The sequence below is a fragment of the Clostridium sp. C2-6-12 genome (assembly GCF_009928485.1).
Classification (GTDB): domain Bacteria; phylum Bacillota; class Clostridia; order Clostridiales; family Clostridiaceae; genus Clostridium.
The window spans coordinates 185,341-205,796 of record NZ_JAABNP010000005.1; the positions used below are offsets into that span (position 1 = coordinate 185,341).

Sequence of the window (20,456 nt, forward strand, 5' to 3'; positions counted from 1 at the left end):
ATGAGAATGTGTATTAAAATCATTAGAGTGAAAATTTATTAGAAAGTATTAATAAGGCAGATTTATTGTTAACTATTAAGTGTTAACTGATTAAGCAAGGGGGAAGGAAAATGTCAATTAAAATAGGACTTGCAGGAAATCCTAACTGCGGTAAAACAACTATGTTTAATGAACTTACAGGTTCATCTCAATATGTAGGAAATTGGCCTGGAGTAACGGTTGAAAAAAAAGGTGGAAAATTAAGAGGTAACAAAGAAGTTGAAATTGTAGATTTACCAGGAGTTTATTCTTTGTCGCCATATACACTTGAAGAAGTAGTAACTCGTAATTTTATGTTAAATGATGAGCCGGATGCTCTTATAAATATAGTTGATGCTTCTAATATAGAAAGAAACTTATATTTAACTACTCAAATATTAGAAATGGGAATTCCAACAGTTGTAGCTCTTAACATGATGGATATTGTTGAGAAAAATGGGGATAAGATTGATATTAATAAATTATCTAAAAGTCTTGGATGCCCTGTTGTAACTACATCTGCACTTAAAGGCAATGGTGTTAAAGCAGCAGCAGAAAAAGCTATTGAAGCAGCTAAAGCAAAAAACAAGCCTAAATTTATTTTGCCTTACTCAGAAGAAGCTAAGGAAGCATTTGAAAAAATAGAAGAAGTAATAAGTAAAAACATTTCAATTGATGGAATAGAAAAACGTTGGCTTGCTGTTAAGCTTTTTGAAAGAGACGAAAACATTATAGAAAAACTAAAAATTTCAAAAAATGTATTAGATGAAATTGAAATAATAACACAAAAATATGAGGAAGAACTTGATGATGATAGTGAAAGTATTGTTACAGGTGATAGATATTCATTTATAGGAGAAGTTGTTTCATATGCTATTAAAAAGGTCAATAAAGGAAAAGAAACAACATCTGACAAAATAGATAAGATTGTTACTAATCGTTTCTTGGCGCTTCCTATTTTTGTAGCAATTATGTATGTTGTTTATTACATAGCAATAACAATAGGTACAATAGGAACAGATTGGATAAATGATACATTGTTTGGCGAAATAATTCAAGGTAATCTAACAGAGTGGATGGCAGGTGCCAATGTAGCAGATTGGTTACAAGGATTAATAACAAGTGGAATAATAAGTGGAGTTGGAACAGTACTTGGATTTATACCACAAATAGCACTGTTGTTCTTGTTCTTAGCTATACTTGAAGATTGTGGTTACATGGCTCGTGTAGCGTTTATAATGGATAGAATTTTCCGTAAATTTGGACTTTCAGGTAAATCATTTATTCCGATGCTTATTAGTTCAGGGTGCGGTGTACCAGGAATTATGTCAACTCGTACAATGGAAAATGAAAGAGATAGAAAAATGACTATAATGGTAACAACATTTATTCCTTGTAGTGCAAAGCTGCCTGTAATAGCATTAATAGCATCAGCGTTTTTTAATGATGCAACATGGGTTGCGCCTTCAGCTTATTTCTTAGGTATAATAATGATAGTTATTTCTGGTATTGTACTTAAGAAAACAAAGTTATTTGCTGGTGATCCATCACCATTTGTTATGGAACTTCCTCAATATCATGCTCCTGCTGCAAAAGGTGTATTGATGCATATGTGGGATAGAGTAACTGCATTTATGAAAAAAGCAGCAACAATAATTTTAGTTTCTTGTGCAGCAGTATGGTTTTTACAATCATTTAACTGGTCATTTGAAATGGTAGATGCAGATAATAGTATACTTGCTAGTCTTGGAAATATAATAGCACCTATTTTTGCACCACTTGGTTTTGGAAATTGGCAATCAGCAGTTGCAACAGTAACTGGACTTGTGGCAAAAGAAAATTTAGTTGGAACACTTGGCGTTTTATTTGGAATTGCAGATGCGTCTGAAACTGATGCAGCATTAATTAGTAATGTAGGTGTAATGTACACTGCTGCAAGTGGATTTGCATTTATGGCATTTAACTTACTTTGTGCTCCTTGCTTTGCAGCAATTAGTGCCATAAGACGTGAAATGGGAAATTGGAAGTGGACATTTATTACTTTAGGATTCCAAACAGCTACAGCTTATATAGTAGCACTTGTTATAAATCAAGTAGGTAATTATATCTTAGGCACTGGAAGTTTAGTTGGAGCAATATTGTCAGTACTTATAGCTGTGGCTTCAGTAGTTATAGTTATATCAACTGGTAGAAATGAAGCAAAAGGAAGACTATCTAATGCTAAATTAAGTTATACAAAATAATTTGTAGTAGATAGAAATTATTATAAATAGTTATCTAAATTAATGATTAAGACTTAAGGAGTGATATTAATGATAGCAACAATTATATTATCTGTAATTATATTTGGTTTCATGGCTTTTGTTGTAGGAAAACAAATAAAGAAAGCTAAAAATGGAGAAAGTGGTTGTGGCTGTGGTTGCTCTGGATGCTCTTCAGCTAATGCATGCCATGGAATAAAGATTCAAAAGAAATAAGTCTTAAACTATATGGTATTTATTAAAATCTAAATGTAAATAGTAGGCTCATTAAAGATTAAAAAATGATCTTTAATGAGTTTTTTAATAGAAGAAAATGTTTTATTTTATGATCAAATATTATTAATAGATTTGCCAATAATTTAGTTGTGCCTGATTTAGAGGAACAAAGAGAGGTTTTATATTTAATCATGGAGAGAAAACATTATTTGTTAATCTTGACTTTTTTCTAAGTAGAATGTATTTTGAAATAAATATACTTTAGAAAGTAGGAGAGGTATTATGGCTAAAATAGATAACTTATTAGATGGTATGGATATAGAAAGGGTGTCAGATATTCACATAACTTCGGGGCTAGCTCCGATGGTTAGGATTGATGGTAAGCTAATAATTGCTAAAAATGAGATTATACCACATGAAATTGTAGCGGAATACATTGAAGATTTAATGCCAGAGAAGTTTGAAGATTTCGAGAAAAATGGGGAAATAGATTTTAAGTATAATAGAAAAGGAATTTGTAATTTCAGAGTAAATGCTTTTAAGTGCAGGGAAAGTTATGCTATATGTATGAGAATTATAAAGGAAAAGATACCAAAACTTAGCGACATATCAACAGCTCCGGCTTTGAAGGACTTTACAGAATTAAAAGATGGCTTAGTTTTAGTAACAGGACCAACAGGTTCAGGTAAAAGTACAACACTTGCAGCTATGATAAATGAAATAAACAAGACTAAAGAAAAACATATAATAACACTAGAGGAACCTATTGAATATATATATGAAACTAATAAATGCATGATAAACCAAAGAGAAATTGGGCAAGATACTAAAAGTTATGCCATGGGACTCAGAGCGGCTCTTAGGCAAGATCCAGACGTTATTTTGTTAGGGGAGATGCGAGATCCTGAAACCATAGAAATAGCTTTAAGAGCAGCTCAAACAGGACATTTAGTTTTTTCTACTCTTCATAATATGGGGGCTGCTAACAGTATATATAGAATTATAAATTCATTTGAAGCAGGACATCAAAATGAAGTAAAAATTCAATTATCCTCATTACTTAGGGGTGTTGTATCTCAAACTTTATTACCTAATGCATCGGGAGTAGGAAGAACAGCAGCTATGGAAATAATGGTATGCACACCAAGTATAAAAAATCTGATTAGAGAAGGGAACTTTGAACAAATAGATAGTTTCATTCAAATGGGATCTAAATTTGGAATGCAGACCATGGATATGGATTTAAAAAGATTAATCACTGATAATATAATATCAAGACAAGAATATGATAAATGGATAGTAAATAACAAATAAGGAAAATAAGATTATATATATGCTGATATTTACATAAATGTCAGTATAGAAGTATAGTAATTTGGACTTACGTTATAAAGAATATATTTTATATTGGAAAAGATGATTCATATATTTACGTGGGCACTTTATATATGATGAGTTAGTAGTGCAATCGACCTTTAATGTATTTATAGGTCGGTTTTTTGTGCGAAAATAGAACTGATAAGCATGTCGATATTATAATAATTTAAAATCCATATAAAGAAGTGTTTGAAATATTTAAAAATATGAAATATACTTAATAATATATGGTAAATAATTACATATAAGTATTAAATAGAAAATTAATTTTTGTAGTAAGAAGGTGGCTTTTTGGAGTATGTATTAATATTTATTTTAGGAGTTGTTATAGGAAGTTTTTTAAATGTTTGCATTTATAGAATTCCTATTGAAAAATCCATTGCATTTCCACCATCTCATTGCACAAATTGTGAACATAATTTAAAGCCAATAGACCTTGTTCCTATACTTAGTTATATATTTATAGGAGGAAGATGTAGATATTGTAAGAAAAAGATTTCGCCAAGATATCCAATTATTGAAGCAGTCAATGGAATTTTGTATTTATTATTATATTTTAAATTTGGATTAACCATACTTACTTTGAAATATTGCATTTTAGCATCTCTTCTCATTGTTATTGGAATGATTGATTACGATACTCAATTTGTGTTTACAAGCACAACTATTTTTGGCGGTCTTGTGGCGGTAATTTTTATAGTAATTCAAGCTATTGTTTATAAAAGTGGGGCTATTGATTTACTTTTGGGTGGTGTCGCTGGTTTTGTAATAATTGGCTTAATAGTTTTTTTGACAAAGGGAATGGGAGAAGGCGATATTGAAATTGCGTCTGTTTGTGGATTGTTTTTGGGGCTTAAATGGATTTTATTAGGCTTATTTTTAGCAATAATAATTGGTGGACTAGTAGGAGTAATCATATTAATTTTAAAGTTAAAGAAAGCAAAAGAAAAAATAGCATTTGGACCTTTTATAGCAATAGGAAGTTTGATTTCTATGACATGGGGTGTTGAAATATTGAACAGTTATTGGAATTTATTAATGTGAATAATATGAAATAAAACCTCAAAAGTTTAATCAAGATTCTATAGCTAAAAATATAGTATTTGCATTAGATATATCTAAAACGACTGGAAATGGGCAACCGTTTAAAGATGAACCTCAAAAGATAAATGAAGTGAAAAAGGCTATAGACAATAACTTGAAAAATTCTAAAATTAAAAATGCTAGTTATGGAGCATTAACGTATTCTAGAAATGAAGTTTTTGAAAATATCCCATTAACTAATAATTTGTATCCAGTAAGTGATAAACTTCGTATAACATTACCAGATGCAGCTGCACATATAAGTGTTGGTGAGGAGGGAGCAGTAAAACAATTTAAAAATGATTATAGTCAAAAGTATGTTGTTATTATATCATCAGGTTTTGCTAATTCTTGGAAGGAAACTACTGGGTTATATACGAACTCTACTGTAGATAATCCAACAATTGGAACGTATAAAAAAATTATTTTAGACTTAAGCTACGTTAATAGTTTGAGTGAAATAGGAGGAGATATTCAAAATATTTTTAATCAAATAGCAAATGGGAAGCCACCATCATCCTATTCAATTCCAACTAAACTTAAGTTTCATGTTAATAATGAAAAGTTCAGTGTAATATCGGGTCTTGAAAAGTCATCTGACAACTGGTATGGTTTTGAAACTCAAGTATTTCCAGTGAATTATACTTTGCAAAATAATGGAGATTATATTCCGGAAAAGGTTCCTAATGTAAGATTTTCAATAAAAGCAAATGTTATTGGAAGTTTAAAATTTGGAGATATAGAATTAGAAAATCCATTAGAGAATAAATATCCAGGAGCTGTTTCATATGCTAGTTTAGTGAATAAGCTAGTATTTAATCGTATAGCCCCATTTAACATTAATATCAATCAAAGTATAAAACATGGACTATATCAAAAGATTGATAGTGGTGAATTAGATGTTATACAAGGAAGTGCAGAATTAATTAGGGGCGTTATAGGTAATGTAGCTGTTGGATGTGATATAGCATCTAGCAATGCAGATATTAAATTACAGGTAAATAATAAAGTTGATATAACAAGTGCTACTAATCCTATAAAGATATATAAAATTATAAACAATGAACTAGTTGAAATAATTGGTGCTAGTTATGCTAAGCAAAGTAGTAATAGTGAGTACAATAATTATGTTATTAGTTTACCAGCAGGTATAAATAGTGAAACTAAAGTGGTAATAATGTATCAGTGCAAAATCCCTGAAGGTAATATTATGGGTCCATTTCTAAATAAAGCTTTTGTAAATGGAGCCGAAGCAGATTTTTCGTTGAATGCATCTATTATTGCAAAACCAGAATTATTTTAATCTAAAAACAAACTGAATGTAGTATTTTTACAAATGAATTATTAGTTAGATTTTTTAAATCTAAAATTATTAAAACTCCACTAAAATTATGGTTAGTGGAGTTTTTAAATTAATGTTGACAAAATTACTAATATATCTTATAGTATAACTCATATAAAGTTTATAAAATTAGTAGGAAATTATAAAATCATCTAACAGTAAATGTAAAAATGAACTACATGTTAGAATAAAAAAATTATATAAAGATTTTTAAAGTAAAAAACCTACTAAACATATATGATTGTTTGCGAAAATAAGAGAGGGGCTAGTATTATGAAAAGATCTAGAGTTTTAAGCTTATTGCTTTCAGTAACGATGATTATGATGATTTTAGTAGGTTGTGGAAAGCAAGAAGCTAGCGGTCAAGCTTCAGCAAGTATTAAACCAGTAGAGCTTTTAAATGTATCTTATGATCCTACAAGAGAATTTTATTCCAAATTCAATGAAAGTTTTGCGAATTATTGGAAACAAAAAACGGGACAAGATGTTGCTATAGATCAATCACATGGGGGATCAGGAGCGCAGGCAAGATCTGTTAGTCAAGGTTTAGATGCCGATATTGTAACACTGGCTCTAGGAAATGATATTGATCAGATTAGTAAAGCAGGTCTCATAAAAAAAGATTGGCAAAGTGATTTCAATGAAAATAGCGCACCATATACATCGACAATTGTTTTTCTTGTTAGAAAGGGAAATCCTAAAAATATAAATGATTGGGATGATTTGATAAAAAGTGATGTGTCTGTAATTACGCCAAACCCAAAGACTTCTGGAGGAGCTAGGTGGAATTATCTGGCTGCATGGGCTTATGCTGCACATAAAAACAATGGGGATCAAGAAGCAGCAAAAGATTTTGTTTCAAAATTATATAGTAATGTTAAAGTTTTGGATTCGGGTGCTAGAGCAGCAACAACAACTTTTGTACAGAGAAAAATGGGTGATGTTCTTATAGCTTGGGAAAACGAAGCATATTTAGCACTTAATAAACTCGGAAAAGACGAGTTTGAAATAATAACACCTTCACTTAGCATTTTAGCTGAGCCACCAGTTGCTATTGTTGATGATGTAGTAGATAGAAAGGGTACTCGTGAGGTAGCTAAGGCTTATTTAGATTACTTATATAGCAAAGAAGGTCAAGAAATTGCTGCACAAAATTACTATAGGCCTAGAGATAAGGAAGTAGCTGAAGAGTATAAAGGTAAATTTCAAGACATTAACTTAGTTACAGTAGATAAGGAATTTGGAGGATGGGCTAAGGCTCAGGCAACTCATTTTGCTGATGGTGGGACTTTTGATCAAATATACAAACCGTAAATCAGTTATGAGTTAATAATTTATGGTTGATGGGGAAAAGTCTGCGACTTTTCTATGAATTATTCAGAAAAAATAATGTGTAATAAGTAAAAAGGAATAAATAGAAATTATTTTTAAGATTGGAGTGTTTGAAATGGGGAAGAGCAAAAGAGTAATTCCTGGATTTAGAATTACCATGGGCTTTAGTCTTTTGTATTTGGGGCTTATTGTGTTAATTCCTTTATCTGCTTTAGTTATGAAGGGAGCAGGAATTGGAGTAGGTAAATTTTTCAGTATTATATTTCAAGAAAGAGTTCTGCATGGGTATTGGGTCAGTTTTTTATGTGCATTGATTGCAGCATTAATAAACAGCATATTTGGAATAATTCTTGCTTGGATTTTAGTAAGATATGATTTTCCTTTTAAAAGGTTTTTAGATGGTTTAATTGATTTGCCATTTGCATTGCCAACAGCTGTTGCTGGTATTTCTCTTACAAGTTTATATTCTGAAAATGGACTAATAGGACAGTATTTATACTCACTAGGAATAAAGTCAGCATTTTCATTATTTGGGATTACAATTGCACTTATTTTTGCAGGAATTCCTTTTGTTGTACGAACTGTTCAGCCTGTTTTGGAAGATTTAGATAATCAATATGAAGAGGCAGCAATAATGCTTGGAGCAAGTAGAATAAGAATATTTTTTAAAGTAATATTTCCGGAAATTCTTCCGCCATTACTAGCAGGATTTGGCCTTGCATTTGCAAGAGGTGTTGGAGAATATGGAAGTGTGGTTTTTATTGCAGGGAATATGCCTATGAAAACGGAAATTGCGCCGCTTTTGATTATGTCCAAGCTTGAACAGTATGATTATAATGGGGCTACGGCAATAGCATTAGGAATGTTACTGATATCGTTCTTAATATTACTGTCTATAAATGTAATTCAATGGAGAGTAAATAAAGTTAAGCTTATTTAAGGGGTGAGATAAGATGGAGAGCAAAGTTACTCAAAAAGAAAACAAGATTTTTAAATACACTTTGATAACTATAAGTGTTCTATTCTTAATATTAATGTTAATAGTGCCACTAATAACTATAATTTCAGGAGCTATGTCTGAAGGAGTTAAGGTATATATTAAAGCAGTGACAGATAATTATACACTAAAAGCTATGAAGCTTACTTTTATAGCAACAATAGTATCAGTATTATTAAATACTTTATTTGGATTATGCGCAGCATGGGTAATGACTAAGTTTAAATTTAAGGGGAAAAATTTACTTGGAACTTTAATAGACTTGCCTTTTGCGGTTTCTCCAGTAGTGGTTGGATTATTGCTTGTATTAACTTTTGGAAGAGGAAGTATATTAGGAGATTTGTTTAAAAGTTATGATATAAGAATAATATTCACAACTTCAGGAATTGTTTTAGCTACCATGTTTGTAACATTTCCATTTGTAACAAGAGAAATAATACCACTAATGAACTCTCAAGGGACGGATGAGGAAGAAGCAGCGGCAATGATGGGGGCAAGTGGTTTTTATATTTTTAGAAAAATAACTCTTCCGAACATTAAATGGGGACTTATATACGGAATAATACTTTGCACAGCAAGAGCTATGGGTGAATTTGGAGCAGTATCAGTAGTTTCTGGACATATAGCAGGAAGGACTAACACTTTGCCGTTGCATGTAGAGGTTCTTTATAATGATTATCAATATGCAGCAGCTTTTGCAGTAGCATCTATCTTAGTTATTATTGCTGTAATTATTCTTGTATTAAGAAATTTTGTAGAGTGGAAAAGTAAAAAGGAGGGCTAATAGATGTATGTTGAGCTGAAGAATGTAAATAAAACATTTGCAGATTATAAAGCATCTGATAATGTTAACTTCAAAATAGAACAAGGTAAATTAATTGGACTATTAGGTCCAAGTGGAAGTGGTAAAACTACAATACTTAGAATGATTGCTGGCCTTGAAACTCCAGATAGTGGTGACATTATTATAAATGGGGAAAAAGTTAATGATGTGGAACCTGGAAAAAGAGGAATTGGATTTGTGTTTCAAAGTTATGCTTTATTTAGGCATATGACAGTTTATGATAATGTGGCATTTGGACTTGTAATACAGAAAGTTAAAAAAGAAGATATACACAAAAGAGTTATGGAACTAATAGAACTTATTGGCCTTAAAGGTCTTGAAAAAAGATATCCAGGTCAATTATCTGGAGGACAGAGGCAGCGTGTAGCTTTTGCAAGAGCTCTTGCACCAAATCCTAAGTTATTATTATTAGATGAACCTTTTGCTGCAATAGATGCAAAGGTGAGAAAAGAACTTCGAAGCTGGCTTAGGGAAACTATATCTAAGCTTGGAATTACAAGTATATTTGTAACCCATGATCAAGATGAAGCTGTTGAAGTAGCTGATGAAATAATAATAACAAACAAAGGGAAAATAGAACAAAAAGGAACTCCAGTTGAAATTTATAAGAATCCTAAAACACCATTTGTGGCACAATTTATTGGAGAATCAAATCTTATTGAAGATTATACTAAACTAAAAGGCTTTGAAGATAATGCTAAAGAAACAAAGGCTATAGTTAGACCTGAGTTTATACAATTGGCTAAAAATGATTCTGAAATATTAACTCCACTTGCAGCTGAAAAGGGAATTATTAAAGGTACTGCATTTAGAGGAAGTAATATTGAAATAGATGTTCAAGTTGGAGAGCAGTTATTAAGTGGGTATAGAAGCTTGGAAGAAGAACCATTAAAAATTGGAGAAGAAGTCCTAGTTTTAATTCATAGGGTATATGCTTTTAATGATAAGAATGCAAAGGTAATAGAGAACAAAATTAAAACACAAGAAATGTCAGTATTTATTTAGAATTATTTTAACAGGATTAATGAGTACAGAGTTATTATTAAGCACAAATTAATAAAGGGGATTGAAAAAAGAATTTATGATGTTTTTTAGATAGAGAGACGTAAATGAATTTTTGATAATAATAGAGTTAGAGTAAGCTATGAAAAAATAAAAGCAAAATTTTGGAGGAGGGTAAGACATGAAAATAGAAAAATTTCAAACTGATGTCTTAATCATTGGTGGTGGGACAGCAGGATGTTATGGGGCAATTACCATAGCTGAAAATTCTAATAAGAGTGTTATAGTTTTGGATAAAGCGAATATAAAGCGAAGTGGCTGCTTAGCAGCTGGTGTTAATGCACTTAACGCGTACATTGTGAAAGGAAGAAAACCACAGGATTATGTTGATTATGCAAAACAAGATGCAGAAGAAATAGTTAGAGAAGACTTGCTTTTAACAATGTCAGAAAATCTAAATAAGGTTACCAAGAGGCTTGAAGACTTTGGTCTCGTAATATTAAAAGACGAAAATGGAGAGTATGTAGCAAGAGGTAACAGAAATATAAAAATTAATGGAGAAAATATTAAGCCAATATTAGCAGATGAAGTTTACAAACATGATAACATTAAAGTTTTAAATGGAGTAAATGCCATTGAGTATATAGTAGAAGAAAATGAAATAATAGGTGCATATGCAATATCAGTTGAAGAGGATATATTTTATGTAATTGAAGCAAAAGCAGTAATTTGTTCAACTGGAGGAGCAGCAGGACTTTATAAGCCTAACAATCCAGGTTTTTCAAGACATAAAATGTGGTATAGTCCATTTAATACGGGTGCAGGTTTCGCTATGGGTATAAGAGCAGGGGCAGAGATGACAACTTTCGAAATGAGATTTATAGCTTTAAGATGTAAGGATACAATATCACCAACAGGAACTTTAGCTCAAGGAGTTGGAGCTGAGCAAGTAAATGCCTTAGGTGAAGAATATCAATATAAATATGGAAATACTACAGCTCAAAGGGTTTATGGAACAGTAAAAGAAACTTTAGAAGGCAGAGGTCCATGTTACTTAAAAACTAAGGGAATAACTGAAAAACAAGATGAAGATTTAATGAAGGCATATCTTAACATGTCTCCAAGCCAAACTTTAAAGTGGATTGAAAATGGAAAGGGACCAAGTGAAGAAAATGTTGAGATAGAAGGCACTGAACCATATATTGTTGGAGGCCATACAGCAAGTGGATACTGGGTTGATACTGATAGAGGGACAACCATTAAAGGCCTTTATGCAGCTGGAGATGTAGCTGGTGGATGTCCACAAAAGTATGTGACTGGAGCTTTAGTTGAAGGTGAGATAGCAGCTTTAGCAGCTTTAAATTATATAGATGGAAAAGAAAATAAAGAGATTAAGGAAGAAGTTATAAAAGAGAAAGTTAATTATATTAACAAGTTCTTAAATAATGAGAAAGATTTATTTGGAATAGATGACTTAGAAGAAGCTATGCAAAAAGTTATGGATACTTATGCAGGTGGAATAGGAAGTCATTATCAATATAATGAGACACAATTAAACTTAGCTGAGGATAAAATAGAAAACCTTGAAGCTTTAAGTGAAAATTTAAAGGCTGAAGATATGTATGAGTTAATGAAAGTCTTTGAATTAAAAGAGAGATTAACAGTTTGTAAAGCTGTTATAGCTCACTTGAGAGCAAGAAAAGAAACTAGATGGCATAGCTTTGGAGAAAACTTAGATTACCCAGAAAAAGATGATAACAAATGGTTAAAATATGTTAACTCTAAATTGGAAGATGGTAAAGTAAAAATAATCCTTAGAGATTTAGTAAATGGTGGTGATAAATATGAGCATAAAAATTGATAAAAATCTCTGCGTAGGTTGTACAAAATGCAAAAATGTTTGCCCAGGAAATTTAATAACCATGGATAAAGATAATAAAGCCATTATCAAATACCCAAAGGATTGCTGGGGCTGTGCATCTTGTGTTAAAGAATGCAAAGTAGAAGCAATAAAATATTACTTAGGTGCTGATATGGGTGGTAAAGGAAGTTTACTTTATGTAAAAGAAAATAAGGATATCATGTCTTGGATCATTGAAAAGAGTGATGGAGAGAAAAAGATAATAGATGTTAATAAGAAAAATTCTAATGAATATTAGCATTAAGCATAATAAATTATAAATAAAACAGGGGGAAAAATCATGAGTGAATTATCACATCTTGACAAATTAGAAGCAGAAGCAATTTATATTATTAGAGAGGTAGCTGCAGAATGTGAAAAACCAGTAATGTTATATTCTATTGGTAAAGATAGTTCTGTTATGTTACACCTTGCAATGAAGGCATTTTATCCTGAAAAGCCGCCATTTCCTTTTATGCATATAGATACTACATGGAAGTTTAAAGAAATGATAGAGTTCCGTGATAAAACAGCTGAAAAATTAGGAATTGAAATGATTGTTCATTCAAATGAAGATGGAGTAAAGCAAGGAATTAATCCTTTTGATCATGGTTCAGCTTATACTGATATCATGAAGACACAAGCGCTAAAACAAGGTTTAAGTAAATATGGTTTTACAGCAGCTTTTGGAGGTGGACGTCGTGATGAAGAAAAATCTCGTGCAAAGGAAAGAATTTTTTCTTTTAGAAATGAGGCACATGCATGGGATCCTAAAAACCAAAGGCCAGAAATGTGGAAACTATATAATACTAAAATTAATAAAGGCGAAAGTATGAGAGTATTTCCAATTTCAAACTGGACTGAAAGTGATATTTGGCAGTATATAAAGCGTGAAAATATTGATATAGTTCCATTATATTATGCCAAAGAAAGACCATGTATTGAACGTGATGGAAATATCATTATGGTTGATGATGATAGATTGAAGCTATTACCAGGTGAGAAGGTAGAACACAAAAAGATAAGATTTAGAACCCTTGGTTGTTATCCGTTAACAGGTGGTTTTGAATCAGATGCAGTTACTTTAGATGCAATAATTGAAGAAACCCTTAGTGCTGTATCATCTGAAAGAACAACTAGAGTTATTGATAATGAAGCAGCAGGTAGCATGGAAAGAAGAAAGAGAGAGGGGTATTTCTAAGATGAAGAGTTTATTAAAGTTTATAACATGTGGAAGCGTAGATGATGGGAAATCTACTCTTATAGGACATATTTTATATGATTCAAAGCTTTTATACGCAGATCAAGAAAAAGCTTTAGAATTAGATAGCAAGGTTGGAAGTAGAGGTGGAGCAATAGATTATTCTCTATTATTAGATGGTTTAATGGCAGAGCGTGAGCAAGGAATTACAATTGATGTTGCGTATCGTTACTTCACAACTGATAATAGAAGCTTTATCGTAGCAGATACTCCAGGACATGAAGAATATACTAGAAACATGGCTGTTGGAGCATCTTTTGCAGAGCTTTCTATTATATTATTAGATGCAAAGCAGGGAGTATTAGTACAAACAAGAAGACATGCAAGAATATGTTCTTTAATGGGTGTAAAAAACTTTGTATTTGCAGTAAACAAAATGGATTTAGTAGGATATAGCCATGAAAGATTCGTAGAAATTGAGTCACAAATTAAAGAGTTAGAAGAAGAACTTTCATTACAAAATGTTTATATAATCCCGGTGTCAGCTACAGAAGGGGATAACGTTACAAAGAAATCAGAAAATACACCATGGTATGAAGGAGAAGCACTTTTACCATATCTAGAAAATGTAGATATAAATAGCAAATCAGAAGAAGGCTTTTATATGCCAGTTCAAAGAGTATGTAGACCAAATCATACTTTTAGAGGCTTCCAAGGAGAAATTGAAGCTGGAAGTGTTTCTGTAGGAGATGAAATCATAACTCTTCCTAGCAATGAGAAGGCATTAGTAAAAAGCATTCATATTACAGATAAAGACTCACAAAGTGCAGGAAAAGGACAGGCTGTAACAATACAACTTAATAAGGAAGTAGATGTATCTAGAGGATGCGTGATTACAAAAGGGGCAAGCATTGAAACTAGTAAGTCCTTTAGCACAAAAATCCTTTGGATGGATGATTCAGAATTAACAGCTGGAAAAGAGTATTTTGTAAAAGTAGGAACAAAGATGTTAACTGGTGTTGTTACAGATGTAAAATATAAAATTGATGTAAACACAGGAAAGCATCTGCAAGCCAAAGTTTTAACAAAAAATGAAATAGCAGCATGTGATATTTTACTGTCTGAAAAGATTGTAGTAGATAAATTTGATGCTCATAAAACTCTAGGAGAGCTTATTTTAATAGATCGTATTACTAATATGACTTCAGCTTGTGGTGTTATAGAAGAAGTTAATAATAGTGATGCTAAAAATGTAAAATTTGCTTTTGAATATAAGGGATTAAAAGCAAGAGGAGACATTTTTGAAGAATTTTATTATGACACAGAAACCTTATCCATATTTAAATATAAACCTGAAAAGCCAACTTATACTGTAGGTGATGAACTTCCAGTGAAAGGTGAAAGCTTTGAATATCCAGAGAATTTTGATATATTGGTTCTTCGTGATTTGGCTGCAATTGAAGTACGTGATAAGAAAATAGTAAATATAAAACCTATTGAGGATTATCAATATCAAGGAGTACCAATCATTAATGGTAGAGGATTTGAAGTAAAAGTAAATTCAGATGATGAAGTTAAATTATTTTTAAATGAATATAAAGAAACTAATGAGAAAACTTTAGGAGAATTCTTAAATAAATGGGCTAAGTTTGAAACTTATAGAAATATAGTTTTCCGCAGCACTAATTTTGAAGAATATATAATATAGTTAGGAGTTATGGGGGGAGTTTTGAGTTTAGGAAAAAGCTTCTGGTTTTCTCTTAAATCATAGGAATGTTTTTATTTTAGGAAGATTGAAACTTCATATTCCATAAAAGAATAATAAATTTGGAAGACGTCAATAAATTACATAGATTTATTTGATGTCTTCCTGTTTTGGGTTTTAGATTTATTTTAAAATAATATAGATATGATAAAATATATATTATAGAATTGTGAATAAGTAATCATTCATCGATTAAAGGAGTGGATATATATTAATATAAATTTTTTAGGAGGAGCTTTAGAGGTTGGTGGAAGCTCTATTTTAGTTAAAATTAATGAAAAAAATATATTACTAGATGCAGGAATTAGACAAAGTGCTAATAAAGATAGTGTGCCTAATTTTAGAGAAATACAAAATTATGGCGGTTTAGATACAATAATTATAAGTCATGCTCATTTAGACCATATTGGATGCCTGCCTATTATAAGCAAAGAATATCCAGAAGCAAAAATATATATGAATAATATGACTAAAGATTTAGTTAAGGTTTTATTATATGACAGTATAAAAATAATGAATAATAGAGAAGGTGAAATACCTTTATATGCAGAAAAAGATGTTGAAAGCACTTTAAATAGGATATTCACTATAAATTATGAAGTTAAATTTCCTATTTTTGAAGATATTCATATTACTTTTTATAATGCAGGACATATAGCAGGAGCAAGTTGTGTTTATCTTCAAAGTCCTGAAGGAGCAATATTTTATTCGGGAGATTTTTCAGTGTTTTCACAGAGAACAGTTGAAGGAGCAAAACTGCCTAAATTAAGACCAGATGTTGCAATATTAGAAGCAACTTACGGAAATAGACTTCATTCTAATCGTGAAATAGAAGAAAGAAATTTAATTGAAGCTGTTAATGAATGTATAGAAAACAATGGAAAGATGATAATTCCAGCTTTTGCTTTAGGAAGAGCACAGGAGGTAATACTTATATTAAAAGGTGCTATGAATAAAGGAAGTTTAAAAAAGGTTAAGGTTTATATAGATGGAATGGTGAGGGATATTAACAGAGTCTATAAAAATAATCCTTTATATTTAAAAAATTCTCTTGGTAAAAAAATATTACGAGGATTAAGTCCCTTTTATGATGATAATATAATTGAAATTAAGCAAACAGATAATAGAGAGGAAATATTAAATCAGAAGGAACCAGCCGTCATTATAGCAAGTTCAGGTATGGTTACAGGGGGACCAAGTGCATTTTATGCAGAAAAAATAGCACCTATGGAAAACGGGTATATTGTTATCACAGGATATCAGGATGAGGAATCACCAGGAAGAAAAATTTTAGATTTATTAGAAGCAGAAGAGGAGAAGGAAAGATACTTAAATATAAATGGGTTAAATATTCCGGTTAAATGTAAGGTTAGAAAAATAGGATTATCTGCTCATGCTGATAAAAATGAAATAAAAGGTGTTTTAGAGAGAATATCTCCTAGAAATATAATATTAGTTCATGGAAATGAAGAAGTTATAAGAAGTCTTGGAAAAGAAATTTCAAATGAATTTATAGGAAGAACTTTCACACCTGCCTGTGGTGAAGAAATTAACATAAATATTAAAAATCCAAGAAAACAGCTAAATAAGAATTTTCCATATTCCTTAAACAAAAAAGAGCAATTATGTGAAGAAAATATAAGTGAATTGTGGAAGTTTGTTTATGAAAAATATAAGAATAAGCTTTTAACTATTGAAGAATTAGGGTATGTTTGGAGTGGCGAAAAAAATTTTTGGGGGTCACAAAATTCTGAAGTAGAAAGCATACAGCAGGACAATAGTGAAATTAATAAAGATGTTATTATTGATTTTAAAAATAATATTATAAATAATGTATATTTTGAAAGTGATTTAAAAAGGTTATTTTTATTTAAGGCAAGAACAGAAGAAGATATAAAGGAAGCTTTAAAGCCAAAAGAGCTAACTCAGCAGGAGCTTATGGAACTTGTAAGTGAAAAATTTAAAGCTTTTGATTATAAAAAAATCAGTTTAATGTTAGATAAGAAAGAAATTATATTAAATTTTGATTTTCCTCAAGGTGTAGATTCTCATATAGAAAAAATTATGGAGGATTTTTATAAAGAAACAGAGTGGAAAATAAGTATAAATGAAAAGATAAACAATAGTTCCGCAGAGCTGCTTATTAAAAAATTAATTGATCCTATGCTAATTAAAAAGATATCTTTTTATCCAGAGAAATTTTTTGTTAGCGTATTTTTAAAAGGAAAAAGGGATAATCATGAAAAGGTAGAAGAAATTTTTCAAGAGAAAACTGGTTGGAAGCTTTCAATAATAGAAGAGGGAAGTGTTGAAGTCAATAATATTTCAGAAAATGAAAATTTATTTTTTGAAGTTCAAGGTGTTGAAGCTCTAGAACAAAATACTGCTTTAAATTTAATTGATAGAGCTTTCGAAAAGGAAAAGCATAAGCCTTATAAAAAAAGCATAAAGAATAATAGACAAGGAAAATATATTGAACTAGCATTTATATCACCTAAAATTGGAGAAAGATTTAAGGAAAAGCTAGGACATCTTTCTTATGAAATAGGCTGGAGCCTTGCTGTATCAGATAAGATTAATCAAAATGAATTATTTAATATAGTAAGACTTTTATGCGATAAAAATCAAATTGATTTAAGGAAAAATCCTTCCTATAATCCAAGTAATATGACTATTTCTTTAAATAGTTTAAGTGGAGAAGAAAATTTTGATGCGGTTAAAGAAGAGTTTGAGAAAATTACTGGTTGTAGTTTAATATTTAATTAAAAAACTGCTAAGTGCTAATGAAAAATAAATAAAGTTGTTATTTTTTAAATAATATTATATAATAATTATTATTATTTGTTATTGTTGATATTATTTGGAGGCGATAAAATGGAATTAATTATAAAAATATTAGTTAGCTTGGTTGCGCTTGAACATTTGTATATATTGTGGATAGAAATGTTTGCATGGACTACTAAAGGTGTTTCAACTTTTAAATCATTACCCAAAGAGTTATTTCCACAAACAAAAGCATTAGCTGCAAATCAAGGGCTTTATAATGGATTTTTAGCTGCAGGTCTTATTTGGTCATTATTAATTAGTGATATGAATTGGGCTAAAAATGTAGCTGTTTTTTTCTTAGGGTGTGTTATAGTTGCAGCAGCTTATGGAGCAATAACAGCTTCAAAATCAATTTTCTTAAAACAAGGTATGCCAGCTTTAGTAACTTTAGTACTATTAATTTTATTTTAATAAAATTAAATCAAATATAGAGTAGCAACAAATTGCTATAAAAAATAAGTTCTAATAATGGACTGAATTAAAAATTGTTTGATATACAAGTTAATTCAGCGTATTTATTAGAACTTAATTTGCTTTTATAATAAGTAATAATTGATTATTGTCATCTGTAACATTTCATTACTTGAATTTGAGTAAGAATGAGGCTTTGAAGAATCAAAAACTATTGAATCTCCAACCTTTAAAATATGTTTTGTTCCATTAACATCTAAGGATAATTGTCCATTATTTACGATAATATATTCTTGAGTTTTTTCACCATGAGAACGTGATTCATAGGTAGAGTCAGCATCTAATTCAACATTAAATAGTTCGAAATTTCTGTTTACATTACTGGTAAAGTAGCAGTATACTCTGTATTTGCCATCAAGAGCAACTTGTTCTTTAGCATTTTCCTTTCGTATACATATATCACTTTCCATTGGTTCATCAATAAGTTGTGTGTATGGAACTTTAAGGCCTGTGGCTATTTTCCATATTGTATTAATAGTTGGATTTGATTCACCACGTTCTATTTGTCCTAGCATAACCTTGCTAACACCGCATATTTCAGAAAGTTTACTTAAACTTAATTGTCTTTCAGTTCTTAATCTATTTAGATTTCCAGCAATAATATTATTTAAATTCATATTTTCACTCCTTGACAAATATAACGTACAAACGTAATATATAATGTATGGAAGATAAGTATTACGTACAATACATATATTATATATTACGATTTTGGGGAATAACAATCAAGGGGGCAAATTTATGGAAGTAGAAGAAAGAATACAGAATCCTTTAGAAATAGAGGAAAAATTCCAAAAGTATTATTTTGTAGAGGGAGTAAAAGCTTGTATACCAACTATATTTGGATATCTCAGCATAGGTTTTGCATGTGGAATTTTATCAAAATCCTGTGGATTAACCTTTGCAGAAGCATTAGGAATGAGTATTTTTGTTTATGCGGGATCAGCTCAGTTCATTGCAGCCAGTATGATGTTATCAAATGCATCAGTAATAAGTATAATAGCAACAATTTTCTTTGTTAATTTTAGGCATTTATTTATGAGTGCAGCATTAGCACCATACTTTAAGAAAAATTCCTTACCGAAAAATTTAGCTGTAGGAGTGCTTTTGACAGATGAAACCTTTTTGGTTGCAGCAGCAGAAGGTTTCAACAAGAAAAAGATTAATTATTTCTGGATGCTTGGATTAAATATTACTGCTTATTTAAACTGGGCATTAGCAACAGGAATTGGAGTGATACTCGGAAGCATTATACCAGATTATAAGATGTTTGGATTAGATTTTGCATTAACAGCTATGTTTATAGGACTATTGATTTCATCTATAAAAGGCAGCTTAAAAATAAATAAAGCTATAATGATTATTATTACATCTGTTATAACGTTGATGTTAAGTACAAAAATAGTTGCAACAAGTGCAGGGATTATAATAGCAGCAATTGCTGGAGCATTGATTGGGGTGGTGGTTAAGGAATGAATTTATATGTTTGGAGTGTTATTATAGGTGGATGTATTGTTACAGTACTTCCAAGGGTATTACCGATAACAGTATTATCAAAAGTTAAATTAAATAAGAAGGTAGAAGAATTTTTAACGTATATACCAATATCTATATTAGCAGCTTTAATAGCAGTGGAACTTTTAACTGTTGATAATAAAATTTCATTTGCAGGTAATTTTTTAGAACTTATTGCAGCAGTTCCCACAATACTAGTGGCTATTAAAAAGAATAATTTATTGTTAACGGTTATTGTTGGTATAGTATCTATTGCTATATTGAGATTTCTATTTTGAATTACAATAATTATATTATTGTAAGATA

The 20,456-nt window shown here is 30.5% G+C and carries 18 protein-coding genes and 1 riboswitch; of the genes, 17 read left to right on the forward strand and 1 reads right to left on the reverse strand.

Annotated features, from left to right (window positions below; translation table 11 throughout):
• Positions 1-110: 110 nt before the first annotated feature.
• The 15 genes from feoB to GXK56_RS06460 all read left to right on the forward strand — a co-directional run bounded on the left by feoB (position 111) and on the right by GXK56_RS06460 (position 18,575).
• The gene (gene feoB / locus GXK56_RS06390) at positions 111-2,261 is read left to right on the forward strand and encodes a ferrous iron transport protein B (RefSeq protein ID WP_160686343.1); all 2,151 of its coding nucleotides are present in this window, start codon (positions 111-113) and stop codon (positions 2,259-2,261) included.
• A gap of 69 nt (positions 2,262-2,330) precedes the next feature.
• Positions 2,331-2,495 carry a FeoB-associated Cys-rich membrane protein gene (locus tag GXK56_RS06395; protein WP_160686345.1) on the forward strand — a complete coding sequence of 55 codons (165 nt, stop codon included), beginning with the start codon at positions 2,331-2,333 and terminating at the stop codon, positions 2,493-2,495.
• 282 nt (positions 2,496-2,777) lie between these two features.
• On the forward strand, positions 2,778-3,809 hold the full coding sequence (locus GXK56_RS06400; protein ID WP_160686347.1) for a PilT/PilU family type 4a pilus ATPase: 1,032 nt from the start codon (positions 2,778-2,780) through the stop codon (positions 3,807-3,809).
• 86 nt (positions 3,810-3,895) lie between these two features.
• Positions 3,896-3,978: riboswitch (cyclic di-GMP riboswitch) on the forward strand.
• A 185-nt stretch (positions 3,979-4,163) separates the two neighbouring features.
• Positions 4,164-4,916, forward strand: a complete 753-nt coding sequence (locus tag GXK56_RS06405; RefSeq protein ID WP_160686349.1) for an A24 family peptidase — start codon at positions 4,164-4,166, stop codon at positions 4,914-4,916.
• 130 nt (positions 4,917-5,046) lie between these two features.
• Positions 5,047-6,258, forward strand: a complete 1,212-nt coding sequence (locus GXK56_RS06410; RefSeq protein ID WP_160686351.1) for a hypothetical protein — start codon at positions 5,047-5,049, stop codon at positions 6,256-6,258.
• Between the two features lie 312 nt (positions 6,259-6,570).
• A complete protein-coding gene (locus tag GXK56_RS06415; RefSeq protein ID WP_160686353.1) occupies positions 6,571-7,611 on the forward strand; it encodes a sulfate ABC transporter substrate-binding protein in 1,041 nt (346 codons plus the stop codon).
• A 133-nt stretch (positions 7,612-7,744) separates the two neighbouring features.
• The gene (gene cysT, locus GXK56_RS06420; RefSeq protein ID WP_160686355.1) at positions 7,745-8,569 is read left to right on the forward strand and encodes a sulfate ABC transporter permease subunit CysT; all 825 of its coding nucleotides are present in this window, start codon (positions 7,745-7,747) and stop codon (positions 8,567-8,569) included.
• A 13-nt stretch (positions 8,570-8,582) separates the two neighbouring features.
• The gene (cysW, locus tag GXK56_RS06425; RefSeq protein ID WP_160686357.1) at positions 8,583-9,410 is read left to right on the forward strand and encodes a sulfate ABC transporter permease subunit CysW; all 828 of its coding nucleotides are present in this window, start codon (positions 8,583-8,585) and stop codon (positions 9,408-9,410) included.
• A gap of 3 nt (positions 9,411-9,413) precedes the next feature.
• On the forward strand, positions 9,414-10,475 hold the full coding sequence (locus tag GXK56_RS06430) for an ABC transporter ATP-binding protein (RefSeq protein WP_160686359.1): 1,062 nt from the start codon (positions 9,414-9,416) through the stop codon (positions 10,473-10,475).
• 178 nt (positions 10,476-10,653) lie between these two features.
• A complete protein-coding gene (locus GXK56_RS06435) occupies positions 10,654-12,333 on the forward strand; it encodes an adenylyl-sulfate reductase subunit alpha (RefSeq protein ID WP_160686361.1) in 1,680 nt (559 codons plus the stop codon).
• Complete coding sequence (locus tag GXK56_RS06440; RefSeq protein ID WP_160686363.1) at positions 12,317-12,631, forward strand: ferredoxin family protein; 315 nt, start codon at positions 12,317-12,319, stop codon at positions 12,629-12,631. The genes GXK56_RS06435 and GXK56_RS06440 overlap by 17 nt, the downstream gene beginning before the upstream one ends.
• A gap of 42 nt (positions 12,632-12,673) precedes the next feature.
• Positions 12,674-13,573: a sulfate adenylyltransferase subunit CysD gene (gene cysD, locus GXK56_RS06445; RefSeq protein ID WP_160686365.1), complete on the forward strand. Its 900-nt coding sequence runs from the start codon at positions 12,674-12,676 to the stop codon at positions 13,571-13,573.
• A 1-nt stretch (position 13,574) separates the two neighbouring features.
• Positions 13,575-15,281 (forward strand): GTP-binding protein, encoded by a 1,707-nt coding sequence (locus tag GXK56_RS06450; RefSeq protein WP_160686367.1) that lies wholly within the window; start codon positions 13,575-13,577, stop codon positions 15,279-15,281.
• Between the two features lie 267 nt (positions 15,282-15,548).
• Positions 15,549-18,104, forward strand: coding sequence for an MBL fold metallo-hydrolase RNA specificity domain-containing protein (locus tag GXK56_RS06455; protein WP_160686442.1), 2,556 nt, complete (start codon positions 15,549-15,551; stop codon positions 18,102-18,104).
• Between the two features lie 108 nt (positions 18,105-18,212).
• A complete protein-coding gene (locus GXK56_RS06460) occupies positions 18,213-18,575 on the forward strand; it encodes a DUF1304 domain-containing protein (RefSeq protein WP_160686369.1) in 363 nt (120 codons plus the stop codon).
• 125 nt (positions 18,576-18,700) lie between these two features.
• On the opposite strand, the gene GXK56_RS06465 is transcribed toward GXK56_RS06460, so the two are convergent.
• Entirely contained in the window at positions 18,701-19,252 is a 552-nt protein-coding gene (locus GXK56_RS06465; protein WP_160686371.1) for an XRE family transcriptional regulator, read from the reverse strand.
• 124 nt (positions 19,253-19,376) lie between these two features.
• Between GXK56_RS06465 and GXK56_RS06470 the strand changes: the two genes are divergently transcribed.
• Together GXK56_RS06470 and GXK56_RS06475 are read left to right on the forward strand one after the other, a co-directional pair.
• Positions 19,377-20,111 carry an AzlC family ABC transporter permease gene (locus GXK56_RS06470; RefSeq protein ID WP_160686373.1) on the forward strand — a complete coding sequence of 245 codons (735 nt, stop codon included), beginning with the start codon at positions 19,377-19,379 and terminating at the stop codon, positions 20,109-20,111.
• Positions 20,108-20,428, forward strand: coding sequence for an AzlD domain-containing protein (locus GXK56_RS06475; RefSeq protein ID WP_160686375.1), 321 nt, complete (start codon positions 20,108-20,110; stop codon positions 20,426-20,428). The genes GXK56_RS06470 and GXK56_RS06475 overlap by 4 nt, the downstream gene beginning before the upstream one ends.
• The last annotated feature ends 28 nt before the right edge of the window (positions 20,429-20,456 follow it).

Bases quoted from the DNA above. Each gene is read 5' to 3' on its own strand.
- GXK56_RS06465 (WP_160686371.1), bottom strand. From the start codon at position 19,252: ATGAATTTAAATAATATTATTGCTGGAAATCTAAATAGATTAAGAACT.
- feoB (WP_160686343.1), top strand. From the start codon at position 111: ATGTCAATTAAAATAGGACTTGCAGGAAATCCTAACTGCGGTAAAACA.
- GXK56_RS06395 (WP_160686345.1), top strand. From the start codon at position 2,331: ATGATAGCAACAATTATATTATCTGTAATTATATTTGGTTTCATGGCT.
- GXK56_RS06440 (WP_160686363.1), top strand. From the start codon at position 12,317: ATGAGCATAAAAATTGATAAAAATCTCTGCGTAGGTTGTACAAAATGC.
- GXK56_RS06400 (WP_160686347.1), top strand. From the start codon at position 2,778: ATGGCTAAAATAGATAACTTATTAGATGGTATGGATATAGAAAGGGTG.
- GXK56_RS06430 (WP_160686359.1), top strand. From the start codon at position 9,414: ATGTATGTTGAGCTGAAGAATGTAAATAAAACATTTGCAGATTATAAA.
- cysW (WP_160686357.1), top strand. From the start codon at position 8,583: ATGGAGAGCAAAGTTACTCAAAAAGAAAACAAGATTTTTAAATACACT.
- GXK56_RS06435 (WP_160686361.1), top strand. From the start codon at position 10,654: ATGAAAATAGAAAAATTTCAAACTGATGTCTTAATCATTGGTGGTGGG.
- GXK56_RS06450 (WP_160686367.1), top strand. From the start codon at position 13,575: ATGAAGAGTTTATTAAAGTTTATAACATGTGGAAGCGTAGATGATGGG.
- cysT (WP_160686355.1), top strand. From the start codon at position 7,745: ATGGGGAAGAGCAAAAGAGTAATTCCTGGATTTAGAATTACCATGGGC.
- cysD (WP_160686365.1), top strand. From the start codon at position 12,674: ATGAGTGAATTATCACATCTTGACAAATTAGAAGCAGAAGCAATTTAT.
- GXK56_RS06460 (WP_160686369.1), top strand. From the start codon at position 18,213: ATGGAATTAATTATAAAAATATTAGTTAGCTTGGTTGCGCTTGAACAT.
- GXK56_RS06475 (WP_160686375.1), top strand. From the start codon at position 20,108: ATGAATTTATATGTTTGGAGTGTTATTATAGGTGGATGTATTGTTACA.
- GXK56_RS06415 (WP_160686353.1), top strand. From the start codon at position 6,571: ATGAAAAGATCTAGAGTTTTAAGCTTATTGCTTTCAGTAACGATGATT.
- GXK56_RS06470 (WP_160686373.1), top strand. From the start codon at position 19,377: ATGGAAGTAGAAGAAAGAATACAGAATCCTTTAGAAATAGAGGAAAAA.